Here is a 19,956-nt window from a genome sequence, read left to right on the forward strand (position 1 = left end):
CAGGGTGGGGAAGTGCCCATGTTTTCGGAGACAGACCGCGCCCGCGCGATGCGCAAGGCCATGACCCCGCCGGAAGCCCGGATGTGGGCCAATCTCAAGCGGCTTCGCGGCGAGGGCTTTCACTTTCGCCGTCAGGCGCCCTTCAAGGGTTATTACCTAGACTTCGTCTGTTTCAAGCACCGTCTGGTGATCGAGGTCGATGGACAGGTGCATCAGTTGGATGAACAGATACGCCATGATCGGATCAGGGACGCAGTCCTGGCGAAAGAGGGGTTCGTCACCCTGCGCTTCGACAATGCGGCCATCCGCGACAGTATCGACGGTGTGATGGATTTCGTCGTGGCGAGGCTCATGAACTCCCCCACCCTGGCGTCGCTGCGCGTCGCCGTCCCTCCCCATGAAGGGGAGGGAGAATAGTTGCGCCTTCCCTCCCTCCTTCGTCGCACGCCCTTTCGGCTGACGCTGCTGTTCCTGGCGCTGTTCGTGGCGGCGGCGGGGGCGATCCTGGCCTATGTCTATTTCGCCTCGGCGTCGGAGGCCCAAGGGCGGGCCAAGGCGGATGTGGAGATCGAGCTGGGCGCCCTGACGGCGATCCACGGCACGCGCGGTATCGACGCCCTGAACCAGGCGCTGGTCGAGCGGTCGATCCGGGGCGGGCCTTATCTGTATCTGCTGACCGACGCGGCTGGAAAGACGATCACCGGCAACATCACCGAATCGCCGATCGACATCGACCTCAGCCTGCCGGCCGGCGCTAGCGACTGGGAGAGCTTCCGCCTGACCGACACGGATGCGCAGGGCAAGGTCCAGCGTCGACGCTCCATCGGGGTGATCACCACCCTGTCGGGGGGCGAGCATCTGTTCGTCGGTCAGGACATCGGCGACATCGAGGAATACCTGGCCCGACTGACCCAGGCCCTGTGGGGCGCCATGGCGCTGGTGATGCTGCTGGGCCTGGCGGGCGGTCTCTACATCAGCCGGCGGGTGGAGAAGTCCATGGCCGGGCTGAACCAGGTCGTGCAGGCGGTGCAGGAGGGCGACCTCAAGGTCCGCGCCCCCGTCCGCAACACCGGCGACGAACTGGACGAGCTGGGCCAGGGGCTGAACACCATGCTGGATCGGCTGGAGGCGTCCATGTCCTCGATCCGCCACGCCGGCGACGCCATCGCGCATGACCTGCGCTCGCCCCTGACGCGGATGAGGGCCAAGCTGGAGGTGGCGCTGATCGACGCGGAAGCCGGCAAGATCGACGGCGTCGACGCCCTGGGCATCGCCCTGGACGAGGCCGATCACCTGCTGAAGACCTTCAACACCGTCTTGGCCATCGCGCGTCTGCAGGCGGGCGGGGCGCCGGACCCCAGGCTGATGGACGCCGCCGACCTCGCCGCCGACATGGCCGAATTGTACGAACCGGCGGCCGAGGACAAGGCGATCGATTTCTCGTCCGAGGTCGAACGCGGCCTGATGATCGAGGGCAACCAGCCCTTCCTGGCCCAGGCCCTGGCCAATCTGATCGACAACGCCATTAAATACACGCCTGCCGGCGGGGCGGTGAAGCTGCGCGCGCGGCGGCGGTCGTCCGGCGAGATCGAATATTCCGTCACCGATACCGGACCGGGCGTGCCCGAGGAGGACCGCGAACGCGTCGTCCAGCGCTTCGTGCGCCTGGACAACAGCCGCACCGAGCCCGGCTCGGGCCTGGGTCTGTCGCTGGTGACGGCGGTAGCCGAGGCGCACGGCGGCCGGGTCGTGCTGGACGAGGGGCCGGGCGCCTATGGCGATTTCGGGCCGGGGCTGAGGGTGGCCTTGGTTCTTCCCCCTGCGGTCCAGAACTAGAGATTTCCGCTCATCCCCGCGAAAGAGGGAACCTAGGCTTTTGGGCGGTCAGGCTTGTGGCGTGTGTCAGGATCGTGGTCCAACGGCTTTGCCGAGCGAAAGTACTGGGTCCCCGCTTTCGCAGGGATGAGCGGATGATTTAATGGCCGATACTGCAACCTCCGCATCGATACCGCTGGGCCAAAGGATCAAGCCCGCAGGACCTGTCGCCAACACGGCAGCAGCCGACCGCCTGCTGGAAAGTCTGATCGAGGCCGCCGACGCCGACGGCTGGCGCGATACTCTGGACGCCGCCTGGCCCGCTCTGGCCCCGGTCGCGGGAGCGTCCCCCTATCTCGCCGGCCTGATGCGTCGCCGCCCCGCCCATCTGCGTCGCCTGCTGGAACAGGATCCCGCCGCCAGCCTCGCCCAGATCATCCGCGACACCGATGCGCTGGACGCAGAACCGGACGAGGTTCGCGCCCCGCTGCGGGTGCTGAAGGCCGACCTGCATCTGCTGACCGCCCTGGCCGATCTGGGCGGCGTCTGGGATCTGGATCAGGTCACCGAGGCCCTGTCAAAATTCGCCGACGCCTCATGCCGCGCCGCCTTGCGCGCCGTCGCCGCCGAACAGAGGGCGCGCGGTCGGCTGGTCTCGCCGTCGGGCGATCCGCGCGGTCCGATCCCTGGCCTGTTCGGCCTGGCCATGGGCAAGCACGGCGCCAATGAGCTGAACTATTCCTCCGACATCGACATCTCCCTCTTCTTCGAGCCGCGCCTGATGGTCCTGGCCCTGCGCGAGGGCGAGGAGATGCAGGATTTCGCCAATCGCGTCGGCAAGGGGATCGCGACCCTGCTGACCGAGCGGACGGCCGACGGCTATGTCTTCCGCGTCGACCTGCGGCTGCGGCCCGACCCGTCCTCGACCCCGCCGGTGGTCGCGGGACCGATGGCTCTGGCCTACTATGAGAGCGTCGGTCAGAACTGGGAGCGGGCGGCCTTCATCAAGGCGCGGCCGGTGCTGGGCGACATGCGGGCGGCGGGCCGGTTCCTGAAGGCGATGATCCCCTTCATCTGGCGGCGCAGCCTGGATTACGCCGCCGTGCTCGACATCCAGTCGATCAAGAAACAGATCCACGTCCACAAGACGGGCGAGGGGCTGCACGCCGCCGGGGCCAATCTGAAACTGGGGCGCGGCGGCATCCGCGAGATCGAATTCTACGCCCAGACCCAGCAGCTGATCCTGGGCGGGCGCGATCCGGGCTTGCGCAAACAGCGCACGTTGGAGGCGCTGAAGGCGCTGGCCGACGCCGACCACATCCCCCAGGCGGTCTGCGAGGAACTGTCGGCCGCCTATGTCGAGCTGCGCGGGCTGGAGCATCGGGTGCAGATGCTCGACGACGAGCAGACCCACCGCCTGCCCGAGGACCGCGAACGCCGCGCCGCCGTCGCCGCGCTGGCCGGTTCCGGCGATCTGGCGGCCTTTGACGCCCATGTCGAGGCCCTGCTGGTGCGGGTCAACACCCGTTACGGCGAGCTGTTCGAGGGCGGCGAGGATCTGGATTCCAGCTATGGCAGCCTGGTCTTCACAGGCGTCGAGAACGATCCCGAGACGCTGGAGACCCTGCGTCGCATGGGCTTTTCCGAGGCGCCCTCCGTCGCCGACACCATCCGCAGCTGGCACCACGGCCGCATCCCCGCGACGCGAACGTCGCGCGGTCGAGAGCTGTTCACCCGCCTGGCTCCGCGCCTGCTGGAGGCCCTGGCTCGCTCCGGCGCGCCGGACGACGCGTTTCGGCGTTTCGCCACCTTCTTCTCGGGCCTGGCGGCGGGGGTTCAGGTCCAGGCCCTGTTCCTGAACCAGCCCAAGCTGTTCGAGATGGTGCTGGGCGTCATGGCCTTTGCGCCGCGCCTGGCCCGGACCCTGGGGCGTCAACCGGCGGCTCTGGACGGGGTGCTGGACGCCCGCTTCCTGGCCGACCTGTCCGCCGAGACCGGCCTGACCGAACAGATCCTGCGCGAAGCCGGCGAGACCGAGGATTTCGAGGGCGCCATGAACGCCGTGCGCCGCCTGCATCGCGAACAGATGTTCCGCATCGGCATCCACGCCATGACCGGACGCGCGGGGCCGGAGGCGGCGGGTCGCGCCTATGCGGCCCTGGCGGACGCCGCCATGCTGACCCTGTCGCCGGCGGCCTTGGCCGAGACGGAACGGCTGGGCGGCGCCTTGCCTGGCGCGGTGGCGGTGGTGGCCCTGGGCAAGGCCGGGTCGCGCGAGATGACGGCCGGGTCGGACCTGGATCTGATGACCCTGTACGAGGCCCCGCCGGACGCTGCATCCGCGATCAAGGGCTGGACCGCCGATGTCTTCTACGCCCGCTTCACCCAGCGACTGATCGCGGCCCTGTCGGCGCATACTGCCGAGGGCGGCCTGTACGAGGTCGACATGCGGTTGCGCCCCACCGGCTCCAAGGGGCCTGTCTCGGTGCGGCTGAAGGCCTTCGACGCCTATTACGCCCGCGAGGCCGAGACTTGGGAGTTCATGGTCCTGACCCGCGCCCGCGTCGTCTGGGCCAGCGATGCGAAGTTCGGCGCCCAGGTGTCCGCCGCCATCGAGGCCGCCCTGCGCCGCCCGCGCCCTGGCGTCGATATCGCCGCCGATGTGCGTAAGATGCGGGCGCTGATGGACCGCGAACGTCGCCCGCACGGCTTCTGGGATTTGAAACTGTCGCCCGGCGGCCAGGTGGACGCCGAGTTTGCGGCCCAGTTCCGTCAGCTGCAGGCCGCCGCCATCGGGGAACCCCTGACGCTTTCGACGCTGGAGGCCCTGCACGACGACCCGGTTCTGGCCGAGGCCTGGCGGGTGCAGCAGCGGCTGGCCCATCTGCTGGCCGCCGCCTTCGAGGGGCGGGTCGATCCCGAGGCCGAGCCGTCCGTCTTCCAGCTGCGTCTGGCCGAGGCTGCGGGGGCTCAGGACTTCGAGACCCTGAAGACAGAATTGACCGATCTGCGGGCGCGGGCGCGCAAGGCGTTCGAAAGGGCGGTTCCCGCCAGATTCGAAAAAGAGGGCCGCGACGGAGATTCGGAGACGCCGCGTTCAATCTCCTGACAGGGCAATGTCAAAGGGTCGCGCCATGCGGTCCATGGAGATGATCGAGATGAGAAAGACCTTTCTGACCGGCCTGAGCGTCATCGCGCTGGCCGCCGTCGCCGGCGTGGCGACCGCACAGGTTCCCCCCGCTGGCGCACCCGCTCCGTATCAGGCGCGCGGCGAAGCGAACCGTCAGATGACGCGCGCCGAGTTCGTCGATACGCGCGTCGCCCGCCTTACCGCGCTGGATGCGAACAGCGACGGCACGGTTAGCGTCGAGGAACGTCAGGCCGGCATGCAGGCCCGCCAGGCCGAACGCGCCGACGCCCGCTTCGCCAAGCTGGACGCCAACGGCGACGGCTCCATCAGCCGCGCCGAGTTCGACGCCGGCCATGCCGCGCGCCCTGATCGCGGCCTGCGCGCCGAACGCGCCGGCAATCGTGAGGGGCATCGCGGCGGCCCGCGTCACGCCATGCGCGGTCCCGGTCGTCCGGGCTCCGAAGGGCGTGGCCCCGGCCGCGAACGCGGTCCGGTGGTGATCTCCGACGTCGCCGCCAAGCTGGGCGAGCGTTTCGACAAGATGGACGGCAACCGCGACGGCGTGATCTCGGCCGACGAGCGCCGCACGGCCATGACCGCCCATCGTGCGGAGCGTCAGGCCCAGCGTGCGGAACGCCGCGCAGCCCGTCCGGCGCAACAACCGGCTTCCCCCGCCCCGGCTTCGGAGTAAGAACGGTGTCGGGGTCGGCCGTCATGAGCGAACCGGTCCCTTTCGTCAGCAGCGGAAGAGGCAGGTTTGGTCGCGATCGTCGACCCCGACGAGGATCTGGTGCGCCGGGTGGGTCAGGGCGACCCGGCGGCGGCGCAGACGCTCGTCGCGCGCAAGCTGCCGCGTATTCTGGCCCTGGCCCAGCGGATGCTGGGCGACGCGGCCGAGGCCGAGGACGTGGCCCAGGAGGCCATGCTCAAGGCCTGGCGTCAGGCGCCGAAATGGGCGCCCGGCAAGGCGCGGTTCGACACTTGGCTGCACCGGGTGGCGCTGAACCTCTGCTACGACCGGCTGCGGCGACGGCGCGAGATTCCCACCGACACGCCGCCGGATCGCCCCGACGAGGGACCGGCGCCGGATCGGGGGCTGCTGGCGGCCGAGACAGGCGTGCGGGTTGATGCGGCGCTGAAACGGCTGCCGGACCGTCAGCGCGAGGCCATCGTCCTGTGCCATTATCAGGAGCTGTCCAATATCGAGGCGGCCGTTCTGATGGAGATCAGCGTCGAGGCGCTGGAGAGTTTGTTGTCGCGCGGTCGTCGCGCATTGCGTCAGGCCCTTTCGGACATGGCTCCGGCCGGGTCGCCGAGGGCAGGTAGAGGAGACGGACGATGAAGGCGGAACGGTTGCACGAACTGGCGGACGCCTACGGCGCCGACCTGCGTCGGTGGCCCGCGTCCGAGCGCGCCTTCGCCGAAAGTCTGCTCGCGGCCGATCCTTCGCTGAAGGCGGTGCTGGACGAGGCGGCGACGCTGGACGCCCTGCTGAACGCCGCGCCTGCGCCGGTTCCGTCCGCCGCCCTGACCGCGCGCATTCTGGCCGCTGCGCCCAAACGCAAGGCACGTGGCCGGCTGGGGCGGTCGGTCTGGTATCTGGGGGCCGGATGGGCCGCCGCCGCCTGTGCCGGGGTGGTCGCCGGCGTGGGCCTGACGACCCATCTGAGCGCCGACGCGCGGGCCGATGCGGTGCTCTATCAGTCTTCGCTGACCGGCGTGGACGACACCGAGGTTCTGGGATGACGTCGAAGACCCTGAAGATCGCCCTGGCCGTCTCGGTGGCGCTGAACGTGTTCGCCGTCGCGGGCGCCGTCACTTATGTGGTCAATCGCGACAGGATCGAACGCAAGATCGAGGATCAGAGGCGTCCCGGTCGCGAAGGCCCGCTGGCCGAGGTGCTGGCCGATCTGGACCCCGCCGTTAGAGACCGCGTGCGCTCGGCCCTGCGGGAATCCGCTTTGGCGGCGCGTCCGGATTTCGAAGCGGCGCGGGCGGCGCGACGTGAGGCAATCGACATCGCCGGTCAACCGACGCTGGACGCGGCCCGCGTTCAGAGCCTGCTCGAACAATCCCGCGTCGCCGAGATGCGCGGCCGCACGCGGCTGGAAAACGGGGCGGTCGCTGTGCTGGGCACGCTCACGCCCGATGAGCGCAAGGCCCTGACGCCGATCCTGCAACGCAAGGGCGACGCCCGCCGCGCCATCGTGCACGGCGAACGAAACGATCGTCAGCGGGACCAAAGTCCGTCCCGCTGACGACCTGACGGATCAGCCTTTCTTCGACGCCCGGAACGCCGCCACGGCGTCCACCGTCGCGCGGACCTTGGCCTCGATGGCGGCCCAGTCGCCCGACTTGACGGCCTCGTCGGTCACCAGTTTCGAGCCCATGCCCGCCGCGACGATGCCGGCGCCGAACCATTTGGCGATCGAGGCCTCGTCGGGGTCCACGCCGCCCGTCGGCATGATCTTGACCCAGGGCATTGGTCCCTTGACCGCCTTGACGAAGTCCGGGCCGCCGACCGACGAGCCGGGGAACAGTTTGACGATGTCGCAGCCCAGCTCGTGCGCCTCGCCGATGTCCGTCACCGAGCCGCAGCCGGGAAAATAGGCGACCATGCGACGGTTGCAGACCTTGGCCACGTCGGGGACCAGGCAGGGGCTGACCACGAAGCGCGCACCCCGGTTCAGATAAAGCGACGCCGTGCCCGCATCGACGACCGAACCGATGCCCAGCACGACGTTCGGATCGGTCTTGATCAGTTCGCGATTGATCTCGCCGAACAGGTCGCAGGCGAAGTCGCCGCGATTGGTGAACTCCACCACCGGCGCCCCGCCGCGCGCACAGGCGCGAATGACGTTCAGGCTGATCTCGGGATCGGAATGATAGAAGACCGGGCAGACGCCCTGGGTCTCCAGCGCCTGAAGCACGCTGACGCGATCATGGGCCATGGACGATTTCCTTTTCGATAGGTTCCGCCCGACCTCCGATGTCGCGGACGCAAGGTCAAGTCAAACCGCGTTAGCGACCGTGCGCCAAAGTCGCCAGACGCGCGACTATAGCGCTGTCCGTATCGAACAGCAGGTCCAGCATCGTGAAATGATTCAGGCCAGGCAAGGCCTCGAACCGCGTGTCGGCGCCTTGAACGGCCCATCGCGCGGCCATGGCCTCGCTTTGGCGTAGGAAGGCTTCGCTCTCGGCCCCGCCGACGATGCAGTCCAGAACGACGCCGGCGGGCGCAGACCGGTGGATCGGCGACAGGGCGCGCGCTTCGGCCGGGTTCAGGTCCAGGGCGGCGTTCAGCGAGGTTGGGATCAGGGGCTCCAGGTCGAACACGCCCGAGAGGGAGACGGCGGCCGAGGCGCGACCGTCCGTCAACAGGCAGGCCGCCATATGCCCGCCCGCCGAATGGCCGCTGACGACGGGGCGGGCGCCGGTGCGGGCGTGGATCAGATCGACGGCGGCGCGCATCTGATCGACGATCCGGCCCAACCGAACGGTCGGCGCCAGGTCATAGGTCGGGATGGCGACGCTGACGCCACGGGCCAGCAGGGGCGGGGCGACGAAGCTGAACCAGCCGGCATCCAGCGCCTGCCAGTATCCGCCGTGGATGAAGACCACGACCGGCGCGCCTTTCCCTGCGTCGAACCAGTCGATCCGCTCGCGTTCGCCGGGGCCGTATTTCAGGATTTCGGGCGGATGGGCGGCGCGGGCGGCCGCCGATCCCGCCTTCCAGCGCGCCATGACGGCGGGGTGGTCGGGGACCAGGGCGCGGTTGTTGTATTGCGCCTCAAGCATGGCGTCTATGTCTTGCGGCTTACCCGTCACGTCTTGATCCGCTAGGAACGCCCTCGAACCAGAGGACTGATCCGCCATGATGACCGCCATCTTCGTCTTCATCAAATGCGAGCTGGGCTACGCCAATGAGGTGGCGGCCGACATCGTGGACAATGTCGAGAACGTCTCGGAGGTCTATTCGACCTCGGGCCAGCACGATCTGCTGGCCAAGTTCAACCTGCCGCGCGATGCCGACATCGGCACCTTCGTGACCAAACAGGTGCAGACGCGGCCGCACGTGCGCGACACCTTCACCGTCATCACCTTCTCGCCCTTCCTGCCGAAACAGGCCTAGGTTTTTCGGGCGGCTCCGGCCTTGCGCTTGACCTCGTCCTTGCGCTCCTCCGCCTCGTCGTCGTCGCCGACCTTCTCCTCGACCGTGGCCGAGAAGCGCTGGAAGGCGCCCAGGCCGACCAGCACCAGGACGGCGGCGATAAGCAGGGCGGAGGGATAGAGCAGCAGGGCGACGTCCTCGCGCGCCGTCTTGAACACCACCACCAGCGCCTCCAGGAACAGGGCGATGACGATGGTGGACAGGAACTTCGTCAGGCTGCGCCGGGCCTCGGCCGCACTGCGCCGTTCGTTGCCGCGTCGCACCTCATCCTCGAAGATGTATTTCGCCACGTCGAAGACGGCGATGGCGACGATGACATAGCCCAGCATGTCCAGCACGGCGTCGGCGCCGGACTGATCCGGGCGTCCGATCCCTTCCACCGCGTCCTTCACGCCGAACCCGATCAGGGCCATGGCCGAAAGCAGCAAAAGAAGACTGGCGAAGCCGAAGACGGCGCGGGTCAGATAGGTCATGGCAGTGCAGCTCCCTGGCGGCTGTCAACGCGCGAACGGCCAAGCTGTTGCCTCGCCGCAAAAGGGTGACGCTGACCCAAGGGACGGCTAAACCGACGCCATAGGGAGACACGACATGACGCGATCCAACGCGCCCGCCTATCTGACCGGCTTCGGAAACCATTTCGCGACCGAGGCCGCGCCCGGCGCCCTGCCCGTGGGCCAGAACTCGCCGCAGAAGACGCCGATGGGCCTGTATGCCGAACAGCTGTCCGGCACGGCCTTCACCGCCCCGCGCGCAGAAAACCGCCGCAGCTGGCTGTATCGCCTGCGCCCCTCGGCCCAGCACGGACCGTATACGCCCTTCGATCAGGGGATGGTGCGATCCGGCCCGTTCGACGAGACGCCGCCAAACCCCAATCGGATGCGCTGGGACCCGCTGCCCGTGCCAAAAGCGCCGACCGACTGGGTCGAGGGGCTGACCACCTATGGCGGAAACGGCGAGCCGGATGGCGGGGCGGGTGCGGGCATCCACCTCTATGTCGCCAACTGTTCGATGACCGACCGGGTCTTCTACGATGCCGACGGCGAGCTGCTGATCGTGCCGCAAGAAGGCGCGCATCGGTTCGTCACCGAGATGGGGGTGATCGAGGCCGAACCCGGCCATGTCGTCCTGATCCCGCGCGGCGTTCGGTTTCGCGTCGAGGTAAATGGTCCCGTTCGCGGCTATGTCTGCGAGAACTACGGCAGTCCGTTCCGCCTGCCGGATCTTGGTCCCATCGGGTCAAACGGCCTGGCCAATCCGCGCGACTTCGAAACCCCGGTTGCGGCGTTCGAGGACGTGGATCGCCCCACCCAGTGCGTCCAGAAATACGGCGGCCGCCTGTGGGCCACGACCTTCGACCACAGCCCGCTGGATGTGGTAGCCTGGCACGGCAATCTGGCGCCTTGCCGCTATGACACGGCGCGGTTCAATACGATCAACACCGTCAGCTACGACCACCCGGACCCGTCGATCTTCACCGTCCTAACCAGCCCGTCCGAGACGCCGGGCACGGCCAACATCGACTTCGTCATCTTCCCGCCGCGCTGGATGGTGGCCGAGGACACCTTCCGGCCACCGTGGTTCCACCGCAACGTCATGAGTGAGTTCATGGGGCTGGTGACCGGCGCCTATGACGCCAAGGCCGGCGGCTTCGCACCGGGCGGCGCGTCCCTGCACAATCGCATGAGCGGCCACGGCCCCGACCAGGCCAGCTATGACGGCGCGGTCAAGGCGGAGCTGAAGCCGCACAAGATCGAAAACACCCTGGCCTTCATGTTCGAGACGCGCATGCCGATCCGCGTCACGAAATGGGCGTCCGAATCACCGCAGATGCAGCTCGACTACGACGACGTCTGGTCAGGCTTCACCAAAGGACAGATCTCATGATCCGCGTTTCCCTCATCGCCGCCGTCGCCCTGCTGGCCGCCGCCTGCTCGCCTCAGACCACGACGAGCGCCGGCTCCGACGCGCCGATGCAGAGCGCCGAGGCCTCGGCCTGCGCCACGCGCGGCGGCACGATGAAACAGGTCGGCCGGATGCAGTCCTGGCAGTGCGTGATCTCCTACGCAGACGCTGGCAAGCGCTGCACCGACGGCGATCAATGCCAGGGCGACTGCCGCATCGAGGGCAACAGCGGCGTCGCGCCGGGCGCGGGGACGGCCGGCGTCTGTCAGGCCACCAGCGACCGCTTCGGCTGCAACACCCCGGTCGAAGACGGCAAGGCCGGTCCGACTCTCTGCATCGACTGACCCATCACGCACGAAAAAGCCCCCGTCGCGAACGACGGGGGCTGATCCATCCGTAAACGGATTTACTGGGTCGACGGCGTGTTGTTGGTGGTCATGCCGCCGTCGGCGTTGCCGGCTTGCTGCTCGACCATGTCGGCCTTGCGGTCGGCGTTTTTCTCGACCTGATCGGCCTGAGCGTTCAGGGCGTCGGCCTGAGCGTCGGTCGGAGCGGTCGCGGCTTGCGATTCCAGTTGGTCGGCGCGGGCTTCACCCGTCGCTTCGATGGCGTCGGCTTGGTTTTCAGCGGCCTTGTCAGCGGCGCTTTCACCGCAGGCAGCGACGCCGGCGAGCATGAACACCGAAGCGGCGGCGATGGCGAACTTTTTCATTTGAGTTTCCTCTCCTAGGTGGAAACTCGAAAACGCCACGGCGCCGGTTCGGTTCACGCCGCCGTGAGATTTTCGTGATCGCCCGAGTTTTTCAGTCTTCGGATTGGGCGAAGGCGACGCGTGCCGCGCCCAGCAGGGCGGCGTGTTTGTGCATGATCACCTTGGTCGGAATATCGGCCATATAGTCCTTGAACCGGCCCTTGCGCTCGAACCGCTGGCGGAAGGGGCTGGCCTTGATGAAGGGCAGGATGCGCGGGACGATGCCGCCGGCGATATAGACGCCGCCACGCGCCCCGGTGGTCAGGGCGATGTCGCCGGCCACGGCGCCCAGGATGGCGCAGAAGCGGGCCAGTGTGGCGCCGCACGGGCTGTTGGGATCCTTCATCGCCGTCTCGGTGATCTGGGCCGGATCGTCGATATGGGTCTCGCGGCCGTCGATCTCGGCCAGGGCCCGGTGCATGTTCAGCAGGCCGGGGCCGCAGATCAGGCGTTCGATGGAGACGCGGTCATAGCGGCGGCGCAGGATGCGCAGGATCTCGTCCTCGACGGGATCGCCGGGGGGGAAGCAGGCGTGGCCGCCCTCGGACGGCATGGCCATTTCCTTGCCGTGGGCGTCGCGCACCAGGGCGGCGACGCCGAAGCCGGTGCCGGGGCCCAACACGGCCACGGTGGAGTGCGGATCGCCGTCCACCGGCCCGCCCAGGCTTTCCAGCTGATCTTCCGGCACGATGGGCGCACCCCAGGCCAGGGCCTCGAAATCGTTGATCAGCTTGACCGGCTTCAGGCCCAGGGTTTGAAGCTCGGTCTCCGAAACCGCCCAAGGCGAGTTGGTCAGGTCGATGGCGCCGTCGGTGACGGGGCCGGCCACGGCGATGACGCCGCCCGTCGGCTTGACGTCGCAGCCGTCCACGAAGGCGGCGACGCCTTCCAGGAAGGTCGGATAGGTCTCGGCGGGGAAGCTCTCGTGGTGGTCCAGAACGGGCTTGCCGTCGATCATCCGGGCCACGGCGAAGCGGGCGTTGGTGCCGCCGACATCGCCGACGAGGAGGGTCTTGTCATTCATTTCAGGCGTTTCCTGCGCGCGGTTCGGTGGATCAGGCGTCCACGGTCCGGTCGACGAAGTTGGGGTTGGGCGGCGTGTCATCATGACCGCGAGAGCCGGTCGGCACGGCGAAACAGACGGTCGCCCCCTGTTCGGCCGTGGTGACGACGTGGCGGAAGGCGCCGAACAGTTCGCGGCCATAGCCCCAGGATGATCCCTCGGCGTTGGCGGCGGGTCGGGCGGCGAGGGGGCGAGCGGTCAGGTCGGCGATCCCGACCGTGGTCAGAACCCCGGCCTCGGCGTCCAGACGAATGATGTCGCCGTCCTTAACATGGGCCAGGGGGCCGCCGGCGAGGGCTTCGGGCGAGACGTGGATGGCGGCGGGAGTCTTGCCGCTGGCGCCGGACATGCGGCCGTCGGTGACGAAGGCGACCTTGAACCCCTTGTCCTGAATGACCGACAGGGCCGGCGACAGGCTGTGCAACTCCGGCATGCCGTTGGCCTTCGGTCCCTGAAAACGCAGGACCACGACCACGTCGCGGAACAGTTTGCCGTCCCGGAAGGCCTGGAGCGCGTCTTCTTGGGTCTCGAAGACGGCGGCGGGGGCTTCGACGATGCGGTTCTCGGGTTTGACCGCCGAGATCTTGATCACCGCGCGGCCTAGGTCGCCCTGAACCAGGCGCAGACCACCCTCCTTGTCGAAGGGGTTGGAGGCGGGGCGCAGGATGTCGAGATCGAGGCTTTCCTTGACCCCGTCGCGCCAGACCAGCTGACCGTCCACCATCGACGGTTCCTGGAAATAGGCCTCGATGCCCTGACCCATGATGGTCGTGACGTCGGTGTGGATATTGCCGGCCTTGGCAAGTTCGCGGGCGATGAAGGCGACGCCGCCGGCGGCTTGGAAGGCGTTCACGTCGGCCGAGCCGTTGGGATAGACGCGGGCCAGAAGTGGGGTGACGGAAGACAGCTCGTCCATGTCAGTCCAGTCGACCAGCACACCCGCCGCCCGCGCCATGGCGACCAGGTGGATGGCGTGGTTGGTCGAACCGCCGGTGGCCAGCAGGGCCACGATCATGTTGACGATGGACTTCTCGCTGATGACATCGGCCATGCGGCATTCGCCGCTGCGGGCCAGTTCGACCGCCCGCTTCGCCGCCGCCGCCGTCAGGGCGTCGCGCAGGCCGGTGTCGGGATGGACGAAGGCGGTGGACGGCATGTGCAGCCCGCCCAGCTCCATCATCATCTGGTTGGAGTTGGCCGTGCCGTAGAAGGTGCAGGTGCCGGGCGAGTGATAGCTCCCGATCTCGCTCTCCAGCAGGGTGTAGCGATCCACCCTGTTCTGCGCGTATTCGGCGCGGACGCGGGCCTTTTCCGCGTTCGGAATGCCCGAGGGCATCGGACCTGCGGGGGCGAAGACGACGGGCAGATGACCGAAGGCCAGGGCCCCCATGAACAGGCCGGGCACGATCTTGTCGCAGACGCCCAGCATCAGGGCGGCGTCGAAGGCGTCATGCGTCAGGGCCACGCCGGTGGACATGGCGATGACGTCGCGGCTGAACAGGGACAGCTCCATGCCCGGGCGGCCTTGCGTCACGCCATCGCACATGGCGGGGGTGCCGCCGGCGACCTGGGCCGTGGCGCCGACCTGACGCACGGCCTCGCGCACCACGCCGGGGAAGCGCTCGAACGGCTGGTGGGCCGACAGCATGTCGTTATAGGCGGTGACGATGCCCAGATTGGGCTTGGAGCCATCCATCGAAGTGAGTTTGTCGGCAATGGTCTGGCCGGCGAAGGCGTGGGCCCAGTTGGCGCAACTCAGCTTGGCGCGGCCGGTCCCGCTGTCGCGGGCGGCGTCCATGCGACGGATATAGTCGGCGCGGGTCTCGCGGCTTTTCTCGACGATGCGGGCGGTGACCGCGGCGACCGTGGGGTGCAGGGCCATGTCAGCTGTCTTCCGTATACAGAACTTCGAGGGGGACGCCGGCGGCGATCAGGGCGGCGATGGGCTGGATCTTGGGATCGCCCTGGGTCTGCTCTTCGAACACGCGGCGCTTGGCGGCGCCCTTCAGGCCCAGGATCACGCGCCTGGCCGACATCAGATAGGCCAGGTTGATCGACAGGCGCTCGATCGTCGGCGCCATGCCGTCCCGGCCGTGGGGCACGCCCAAGACCGTCGGCTTCAGCGTCGGCGTCAGCAGGGTCTTCAGCGTCGGGCTGTCGGGGAACATGGAACAGATATGGCCATCCTCCCCCATGCCGAGAAGGACCGCGTCGAAACGCCCGCCCGCATCGGCCAGGGCCTTGGCGGCCACGATGCCCGCGCGGTCCACTGTGACCTCGGGCGTATAGAGGGGGATGAAGCGCGCCGCGGCCGCCTTGTCCTGCAACAGCACGTCGCGGATCAGGCGGGCGTTCGATTCCGGCGAGGTCTCGGGGACATAGCGCTCGTCCACCAGGGTCACGGCGATCCTGGACCAGTCCAGATCGGTCGCGGCCAGACGGCGATAGACCGGCGCGGGCGTCGAACCGCCCGGACCGGCGAACAGGGCCGATCCGTTGTCGCGGACGGCGGCGCCCAGGGTCTCGGACAGGCGAGCGGCGATGGCCTCTGCCCAAGTTTCGACGGTGGGGAAGGTTTCGATCACGGGCGTCTCAGACATCGGTCGTGTTCCAGTCGCGGCCGGTTCGCATCATCAGCATGTCGGCGCTGTCGGGGCCCCAGGTTCCGGCGACGTATTCGTCGGGCTTCAGGCCGGATTCGGCCCAGGCTTCGGAGACCTCGTCCACCCATTTCCAGGCCTGTTCCGCCTCGTCGCGGCGCACGAACAGCGTCGAGTCGCCCGCCATCGCATCCAGCAGCAGCCGCTCATAGGCGATGCGGCGGCGCGGCGGCGCGGCGGACTTGCCGTCGACACCCCACGACAGGCTCATCTTGATCGGCTGAAGCTGCATCCGGCGATCCAGGCCGGGGCGCTTGTTCATCACCGTCAGCGAGATGTCTTCCTCGGGCTGCAGCTCGATGATCATGCGGTTGGCCTGAACCTCGCCGCGGTCGTCGCGGTCGAAGATCGAGTGGGGCAGCGGCTTGAACTGGATGACGATCTCGGTGCGCTTCTCGGGCAGGCGCTTGCCGGTCCGCATGAAGAAGGGCACGCCGGCCCAGCGCCAGTTGTCGATGTCGGCGCGCACGGCGACGAAGGTCTCGGTGTCGGACTCGGCTCCGCGCTCCTCGTCATAGCCCTTGGCCGGCTTGCCCTCGCTGACGCCCGCCACATACTGGCCGCGCACGGTGACGCGCTCGGCCTCGTCAACCGTGACGGGACGCAGGGACCTCAGCACCTTGACCTTTTCGTTGCGCACCGAGTCCGGGTCCAGATCGCTGGGCGGCTCCATCGCCACAAGACACAGCAGCTGCAGCATGTGGTTCTGCAGCATGTCGCGCAGGGCGCCATATTCGTCATAGTAGGGCCAGCGGTCGCCGACCCCCACCGTCTCGCCGATCGTGATCTGGACGTGATCGATCGACAGGTTGTTCCACAGGGGCTCGAAGATGGTGTTGCCAAAGCGCAGGGCGATCAGGTTCTGGACCGTCTCCTTGCCCAGATAATGGTCGATGCGGAACACCTGGTCTTCGCTGAAGGCGTGGGCCACGGCGTCGTCGATTTCCAGGAAGGACTTCAGGTCGCGCCCGACCGGCTTCTCCAGCACGATGCGGCAGTTCTTGTCGGCCAGACCCGCCGCCTTCATCGCCGTGACGATGCGGGCGTAGAGCGAGGGGGAGACGGCCAGGAAGGACGTGACCTCGCCGTCGCCGACCTTGTCCTTCAGGGGCTTGAGGCTGTCGGGGGAGGTGGCGTCCACGGCTAGATAATCCAGACGGGCCTTCATCCTGGACCAGCTGGTTTCGTCCCAGGCCTGGTCGGCCTCGGCGCGGGCCTTCACGGCCTCATGCACCTTGGCGATATAGTCGTCGGCGCTCTCTTCCGAGCGGGCGGCGCCGATGATCTTCAGTCCTTCAGGCAGCAGGCCGTCGTGTTCGAGGAAATACAGCGACGGCAGAAGCATGCGCATCGCCAGATCGCCGCCGCCGCCGAACAGAATGAGAGCCGCCATAGAATTTCCCTCGACTGTCCCATTTCTCGGGACGAACGCCTTTACGGCCTAGCCGCTGTCTTTGGCCGCTTCCGCACGCGAGGCCAACACGTCCAGCACGTCCTGAAACACCATGTTACGGGCATGGAGAAGAACGAGCAGGTGATAGATCAAATCCGCAGCCTCGCTGGCGAGTTCCTCGTCAGGGCCTGCGACGCCGGCCAGGGCGGTCTCGACGCCTTCTTCACCGACCTTCTGGGCGATGCGTTTGGGCCCCTGGGCGATCAGTTTGGCGGTCCAGCTTTCGGACGGGTCGGCGGCGGCGCGCACGGCGATGGTCTGTTCCAGCCGGCCGATGCGGCCCACGCCGGGCGCATCGGCCTCGCCGAAACAGCTGGTGCGGTTCAGGTGGCAGGCGTTGCCGACCGGGTTCACCGACAGGACCAGGGCGTCGTTGTCGCAGTCGGGCGTGACGCCCACGATATACAGCCGGTCGCCCGAGGTCTCGCCCTTCCTCCACCGTCCGCCGCGCGAGCGCGAGAAAAAGGTGGCTTCGCCGGACGCGAGGGTCTCGTCCAGGGCGGCGCGGTCCATATAGGCCAGGGTCAGCACCTGAAGCGTGGCGGCGTCCTGCACCACCACGGGAACCAGGCCATTCCCTTTTTCGAAATCGATGGTGTTGGGGTCGAGGGTCATAACCGCATCTCCAGGCCTTGGTCGGCCAGGTATCGTTTCAGGTCGGGGATGGCTATCGCGCCGGTGTGAAAGACGCTGGCGGCCAGGGCGCCGGAGACGTCCGATTGTTCGAACACGGCCTTGAAATGCTCGGGCGCGCCGGCGCCGCCTGAGGCGATCAGGGGGATGGTCAGGCGTGCGCGGGCGGCGGACAGTTGTTCGATGTCGTAGCCGCGTCGAACCCCGTCCTGGTCGATGCAGTTCAGCACGATCTCGCCGGCGCCCAGGCCCTGCGCCTCGTCCAGCCAGTCCAGGGTGCGCTTGCCGGCGCGGCGGCGCGCGTCGGGGTCGCCGGTATATTTGTGGACCACCCACTCGCCGTCCTCCAGACGACTGTCGACGCCGACGACCACGCACTGGCTGCCCAGCCGCGCGGCCATTTCGGCGATCAGTTCCGGGCGTTCCAGGGCGGGGGAGTTGATCGACACCTTGTCGGCCCCGTGATCCAGGCAGCGGGCGGCCTGATCGACGCTGCGGATGCCGCCGGCGACGCAGAAGGGGATGTCCAGCAGCCGGGCGATATCCTTGATCCAGCCATAGTCCAGCGTCCGGCCCTCGGGGCTGGCGGTGATGTCGTAGAAGACCAGTTCGTCGGCCCCCTCGTCGCGATAACGGGCCGCCAGTTCGGCGGCGTCGCCCATGTCGGTATGGCCGACGAACTTCACGCCCTTGACCACCCGGCCGTCCTTGACGTCCAGGCAGGGGATGATGCGGCGCGCCGTCATGCGGCCGTCGCTATGGCTTCGGGCAGGGTGAAGCGGTTTTCGTACAGGGCGCGGCCGACGATGGCGCCGTTGCAGCCCAGGGCCTTGACCGCCGCGATATCCTCCAGCGACGAGACGCCGCCCGAGGCCTGAAGCACCAGGTCCGGGCGACGGCGGCGGATTTCGGCCAGCAGTTCCAGATTGGGGCCGGTCATGGCGCCGTCGCGGCCGACGTCGGTGACCAGCAGGTGTTTGAACGTCCCCTTCGGATAGCGGTCGAGCGCGGTCCACAGATCGAGGCCCGAAGACTGGGTCCAGCCCTTCAGGGCGGGCACGGGCACGCCGTCCTCGATCTTGACGTCGAAGGCCAGGGTGATCTGTTCGACGCCGAAGCCCTTGAGCCAGGCGGCGACGTCGTTGGGCTGGGTCACGGCCAGCGAGCCGACGACCACGCGCGACACGCCCGCGTCCAGCAGCTTGGCCACGTCATTGGCGCCGCGGACCCCGCCGCCCGACTGGATCTTGACGTCGATGGCCTGGGTCAGTTCGCCGATCAGGCCGTGCTGACGCGCTTCGCCCGCCTCGGCGCCGTCCAGATCGACGATGTGGATCCACTGCGCGCCCTCGGTCGCGAAGGCGGTCAGCCGGGCAGCCGGCTGTTCGTCATACTGGGTCACCTGGTCGAACTTGCCGTGCATCAGGCGCACGCAGACGCCGTCCTTCAGGTCGATGGCGGGATAGATCAGCATGTGGCGTTTCTCTCTTTCGTCATTCTCCGGCGCGTAGCGACCGGGGAACCCAGCGGCGCCGCCAGGCGAAATGCGTCCGCGATCTCGATCGAAGTCGGCATCGCCTTCGGCGCCGCTGGGTTCCCCGATCTCCGCTTCGCTTCGTCGGGGAATGACGATGGGGTGGGGGTCATAGGTTCAGGAAGTTCCGCAAGATCGTCGCCCCGGCCTCGGCCGAGCGTTCGGGGTGGAATTGGCAGCCCCAGCGGTTGGCGGATCGCACCACGGCGGGGACGGGGCCGCCATAGTCGGCGCGGGCCAGGGTCGCCGGACCGTCGGGACAGACGAAGCCGTGAACGAAATAGGCGTAGGCGCCGTCGGCGACCCCCTCCAGCAGCGGGTCGTCGCGGTCGCGCGTCAGCCGGCTCCAGCCCATATGCGGCACGGGCAGGGCGCCCGCCGGCTCCAGCCGGGACACGGTGCCGGGGATGAAGCCCAGCAGATCGACGCCCTCGCCCTCCTGGCTGGTTTCGAACAGCAGTTGCTGGCCCAGGCACACGCCCAGCAGGGGGCGGGGGAAGGCGCGGATCGGTTCGACCAGACCCAGTTCGGCCAGGCGGCTCATGGCGTAGCCGGCCGCGCCGACGCCGGGCAGGATGACCCGTTCGGCCTCGGCGATCACGGCGGGATCGTCGGTCAAGCGCACGGTCGCGCCCAGACGTTCGAGCGCGAACTGGACCGAGGCGACGTTGCCGGCGCCATAGGCGATGACGGCGACTTCGGTCATGCGATCCTCCCCCCTTGGGGGAGGGGGACCGCGCGTAGCGTGGTGGAGGGGGCGAGGGCGTACGAGGTGTGGAGCGTCAGGCGCCGGCGCGCGGGCTGGGGGGCCCCCCCCCCCCCCCCGGGGCCCCACCCCCCCCCC

22 protein-coding genes are annotated in these 19,956 nt (G+C 68.2%); 10 read left to right on the top strand and 12 right to left on the bottom strand.

Annotated elements, in window-relative coordinates; all coding sequences use genetic code 11:
• Positions 1–18 precede the first annotated feature (18 nt).
• From ACK4MH_RS14135 to ACK4MH_RS14165, 7 genes are all read left to right on the top strand, one after another.
• Complete coding sequence (locus ACK4MH_RS14135; protein ID WP_409719465.1) at positions 19–417, top strand: endonuclease domain-containing protein; 399 nt, start codon at positions 19–21, stop codon at positions 415–417.
• Positions 418–1,836, top strand: coding sequence for an ATP-binding protein (locus ACK4MH_RS14140; RefSeq protein WP_409719467.1), 1,419 nt, complete (start codon positions 418–420; stop codon positions 1,834–1,836). It begins immediately after the preceding gene.
• A 142-nt stretch (positions 1,837–1,978) separates the two neighbouring features.
• On the top strand, positions 1,979–4,924 hold the full coding sequence (locus tag ACK4MH_RS14145; protein ID WP_409719469.1) for a bifunctional [glutamine synthetase] adenylyltransferase/[glutamine synthetase]-adenylyl-L-tyrosine phosphorylase: 2,946 nt from the start codon (positions 1,979–1,981) through the stop codon (positions 4,922–4,924).
• 49 nt (positions 4,925–4,973) lie between these two features.
• Entirely contained in the window at positions 4,974–5,636 is a 663-nt protein-coding gene (locus ACK4MH_RS14150) for an EF-hand domain-containing protein (RefSeq protein ID WP_409719471.1), read from the top strand.
• A 66-nt stretch (positions 5,637–5,702) separates the two neighbouring features.
• Positions 5,703–6,287, top strand: a complete 585-nt coding sequence (locus ACK4MH_RS14155) for an RNA polymerase sigma factor (RefSeq protein ID WP_409719473.1) — start codon at positions 5,703–5,705, stop codon at positions 6,285–6,287.
• Positions 6,284–6,691 carry a hypothetical protein gene (locus tag ACK4MH_RS14160; protein ID WP_409719475.1) on the top strand — a complete coding sequence of 136 codons (408 nt, stop codon included), beginning with the start codon at positions 6,284–6,286 and terminating at the stop codon, positions 6,689–6,691. Before ACK4MH_RS14155 ends, ACK4MH_RS14160 begins: the two co-directional genes overlap by 4 nt.
• Positions 6,688–7,203 (top strand): periplasmic heavy metal sensor, encoded by a 516-nt coding sequence (locus ACK4MH_RS14165; RefSeq protein WP_409719477.1) that lies wholly within the window; start codon positions 6,688–6,690, stop codon positions 7,201–7,203. Before ACK4MH_RS14160 ends, ACK4MH_RS14165 begins: the two co-directional genes overlap by 4 nt.
• A 12-nt stretch (positions 7,204–7,215) precedes the next feature.
• Here the strand turns inward: ACK4MH_RS14165 and ACK4MH_RS14170 are convergent, their stop codons facing one another.
• Both ACK4MH_RS14170 and ACK4MH_RS14175 read right to left on the bottom strand, forming a co-directional pair.
• Positions 7,216–7,896 (bottom strand): bifunctional 4-hydroxy-2-oxoglutarate aldolase/2-dehydro-3-deoxy-phosphogluconate aldolase, encoded by a 681-nt coding sequence (locus ACK4MH_RS14170; RefSeq protein WP_409719479.1) that lies wholly within the window; start codon positions 7,894–7,896, stop codon positions 7,216–7,218.
• 70 nt (positions 7,897–7,966) lie between these two features.
• On the bottom strand, positions 7,967–8,743 hold the full coding sequence (locus tag ACK4MH_RS14175) for an alpha/beta hydrolase (protein WP_409719481.1): 777 nt from the start codon (positions 8,741–8,743) through the stop codon (positions 7,967–7,969).
• Between the two features lie 76 nt (positions 8,744–8,819).
• Between ACK4MH_RS14175 and ACK4MH_RS14180 the strand changes: the two genes are divergently transcribed.
• The gene (locus tag ACK4MH_RS14180) at positions 8,820–9,077 is read left to right on the top strand and encodes an Lrp/AsnC ligand binding domain-containing protein (protein ID WP_135193685.1); all 258 of its coding nucleotides are present in this window, start codon (positions 8,820–8,822) and stop codon (positions 9,075–9,077) included.
• Here the strand turns inward: ACK4MH_RS14180 and ACK4MH_RS14185 are convergent.
• Positions 9,074–9,589 carry a GNAT family acetyltransferase gene (locus tag ACK4MH_RS14185; protein WP_409719483.1) on the bottom strand — a complete coding sequence of 172 codons (516 nt, stop codon included), beginning with the start codon at positions 9,587–9,589 and terminating at the stop codon, positions 9,074–9,076. The two genes, ACK4MH_RS14180 and ACK4MH_RS14185, sit on opposite strands and share 4 nt — an antisense overlap.
• A 115-nt stretch (positions 9,590–9,704) precedes the next feature.
• Here ACK4MH_RS14185 and hmgA point away from each other — a divergent pair, with 115 nt between their 5' ends.
• On the top strand, positions 9,705–11,000 hold the full coding sequence (gene hmgA, locus ACK4MH_RS14190; RefSeq protein WP_409719485.1) for a homogentisate 1,2-dioxygenase: 1,296 nt from the start codon (positions 9,705–9,707) through the stop codon (positions 10,998–11,000).
• On the top strand, positions 10,997–11,362 hold the full coding sequence (locus ACK4MH_RS14195) for a hypothetical protein (RefSeq protein WP_409719487.1): 366 nt from the start codon (positions 10,997–10,999) through the stop codon (positions 11,360–11,362). Before hmgA ends, ACK4MH_RS14195 begins: the two co-directional genes overlap by 4 nt.
• Before the next feature lie 62 nt (positions 11,363–11,424).
• Here ACK4MH_RS14195 and ACK4MH_RS14200 read toward each other — a convergent pair whose 3' ends face one another.
• The 9 genes from ACK4MH_RS14200 to hisH form a co-directional block, all read right to left on the bottom strand.
• Complete coding sequence (locus ACK4MH_RS14200) at positions 11,425–11,730, bottom strand: hypothetical protein (protein ID WP_409719489.1); 306 nt, start codon at positions 11,728–11,730, stop codon at positions 11,425–11,427.
• Between the two features lie 91 nt (positions 11,731–11,821).
• Positions 11,822–12,793, bottom strand: a complete 972-nt coding sequence (glk, locus tag ACK4MH_RS14205) for a glucokinase (RefSeq protein ID WP_409719491.1) — start codon at positions 12,791–12,793, stop codon at positions 11,822–11,824.
• 31 nt (positions 12,794–12,824) lie between these two features.
• Positions 12,825–14,714, bottom strand: a complete 1,890-nt coding sequence (gene edd / locus ACK4MH_RS14210; RefSeq protein ID WP_409719493.1) for a phosphogluconate dehydratase — start codon at positions 14,712–14,714, stop codon at positions 12,825–12,827.
• A 1-nt stretch (position 14,715) separates the two neighbouring features.
• Positions 14,716–15,432 carry a 6-phosphogluconolactonase gene (gene pgl, locus ACK4MH_RS14215; protein ID WP_409719495.1) on the bottom strand — a complete coding sequence of 239 codons (717 nt, stop codon included), beginning with the start codon at positions 15,430–15,432 and terminating at the stop codon, positions 14,716–14,718.
• Positions 15,425–16,885: a glucose-6-phosphate dehydrogenase gene (gene zwf / locus ACK4MH_RS14220; protein ID WP_409719497.1), complete on the bottom strand. Its 1,461-nt coding sequence runs from the start codon at positions 16,883–16,885 to the stop codon at positions 15,425–15,427. Before zwf ends, pgl begins: the two co-directional genes overlap by 8 nt.
• 48 nt (positions 16,886–16,933) lie before the next feature.
• Complete coding sequence (gene hisIE / locus ACK4MH_RS14225; RefSeq protein ID WP_409719499.1) at positions 16,934–17,560, bottom strand: bifunctional phosphoribosyl-AMP cyclohydrolase/phosphoribosyl-ATP diphosphatase HisIE; 627 nt, start codon at positions 17,558–17,560, stop codon at positions 16,934–16,936.
• Positions 17,557–18,324, bottom strand: coding sequence for an imidazole glycerol phosphate synthase subunit HisF (hisF, locus tag ACK4MH_RS14230; protein WP_409719501.1), 768 nt, complete (start codon positions 18,322–18,324; stop codon positions 17,557–17,559). Before hisF ends, hisIE begins: the two co-directional genes overlap by 4 nt.
• On the bottom strand, positions 18,321–19,052 hold the full coding sequence (hisA, locus tag ACK4MH_RS14235) for a 1-(5-phosphoribosyl)-5-[(5-phosphoribosylamino)methylideneamino]imidazole-4-carboxamide isomerase (protein WP_409719503.1): 732 nt from the start codon (positions 19,050–19,052) through the stop codon (positions 18,321–18,323). Before hisA ends, hisF begins: the two co-directional genes overlap by 4 nt.
• A gap of 169 nt (positions 19,053–19,221) precedes the next feature.
• The gene (gene hisH / locus ACK4MH_RS14240) at positions 19,222–19,818 is read right to left on the bottom strand and encodes an imidazole glycerol phosphate synthase subunit HisH (RefSeq protein ID WP_409719505.1); all 597 of its coding nucleotides are present in this window, start codon (positions 19,816–19,818) and stop codon (positions 19,222–19,224) included.
• Positions 19,819–19,956: the final 138 nt, after the last annotated feature.

It is taken from the genome of Brevundimonas sp., assembly GCF_046295075.1.
Classification (GTDB): Bacteria; Pseudomonadota; Alphaproteobacteria; order Caulobacterales; family Caulobacteraceae; genus Brevundimonas.

Excerpts from the sequence above, each read along its gene's own strand:
- ACK4MH_RS14135 (WP_409719465.1), top strand. The coding sequence starts at position 19 with ATGTTTTCGGAGACAGACCGCGCCCGCGCGATGCGCAAGGCCATGACC.
- ACK4MH_RS14145 (WP_409719469.1), top strand. The coding sequence starts at position 1,979 with ATGGCCGATACTGCAACCTCCGCATCGATACCGCTGGGCCAAAGGATC.
- ACK4MH_RS14150 (WP_409719471.1), top strand. The coding sequence starts at position 4,974 with ATGAGAAAGACCTTTCTGACCGGCCTGAGCGTCATCGCGCTGGCCGCC.
- ACK4MH_RS14160 (WP_409719475.1), top strand. The coding sequence starts at position 6,284 with ATGAAGGCGGAACGGTTGCACGAACTGGCGGACGCCTACGGCGCCGAC.
- ACK4MH_RS14165 (WP_409719477.1), top strand. The coding sequence starts at position 6,688 with ATGACGTCGAAGACCCTGAAGATCGCCCTGGCCGTCTCGGTGGCGCTG.
- ACK4MH_RS14170 (WP_409719479.1), bottom strand. The coding sequence starts at position 7,896 with ATGGCCCATGATCGCGTCAGCGTGCTTCAGGCGCTGGAGACCCAGGGC.
- ACK4MH_RS14175 (WP_409719481.1), bottom strand. The coding sequence starts at position 8,743 with ATGCTTGAGGCGCAATACAACAACCGCGCCCTGGTCCCCGACCACCCC.
- ACK4MH_RS14180 (WP_135193685.1), top strand. The coding sequence starts at position 8,820 with ATGATGACCGCCATCTTCGTCTTCATCAAATGCGAGCTGGGCTACGCC.
- ACK4MH_RS14185 (WP_409719483.1), bottom strand. The coding sequence starts at position 9,589 with ATGACCTATCTGACCCGCGCCGTCTTCGGCTTCGCCAGTCTTCTTTTG.
- hmgA (WP_409719485.1), top strand. The coding sequence starts at position 9,705 with ATGACGCGATCCAACGCGCCCGCCTATCTGACCGGCTTCGGAAACCAT.
- ACK4MH_RS14195 (WP_409719487.1), top strand. The coding sequence starts at position 10,997 with ATGATCCGCGTTTCCCTCATCGCCGCCGTCGCCCTGCTGGCCGCCGCC.
- ACK4MH_RS14200 (WP_409719489.1), bottom strand. The coding sequence starts at position 11,730 with ATGAAAAAGTTCGCCATCGCCGCCGCTTCGGTGTTCATGCTCGCCGGC.
- glk (WP_409719491.1), bottom strand. The coding sequence starts at position 12,793 with ATGAATGACAAGACCCTCCTCGTCGGCGATGTCGGCGGCACCAACGCC.
- edd (WP_409719493.1), bottom strand. The coding sequence starts at position 14,714 with ATGGCCCTGCACCCCACGGTCGCCGCGGTCACCGCCCGCATCGTCGAG.
- pgl (WP_409719495.1), bottom strand. The coding sequence starts at position 15,432 with ATGTCTGAGACGCCCGTGATCGAAACCTTCCCCACCGTCGAAACTTGG.
- zwf (WP_409719497.1), bottom strand. The coding sequence starts at position 16,885 with ATGGCGGCTCTCATTCTGTTCGGCGGCGGCGGCGATCTGGCGATGCGC.
- hisIE (WP_409719499.1), bottom strand. The coding sequence starts at position 17,560 with ATGACCCTCGACCCCAACACCATCGATTTCGAAAAAGGGAATGGCCTG.
- hisF (WP_409719501.1), bottom strand. The coding sequence starts at position 18,324 with ATGACGGCGCGCCGCATCATCCCCTGCCTGGACGTCAAGGACGGCCGG.
- hisA (WP_409719503.1), bottom strand. The coding sequence starts at position 19,052 with ATGCTGATCTATCCCGCCATCGACCTGAAGGACGGCGTCTGCGTGCGC.
- hisH (WP_409719505.1), bottom strand. The coding sequence starts at position 19,818 with ATGACCGAAGTCGCCGTCATCGCCTATGGCGCCGGCAACGTCGCCTCG.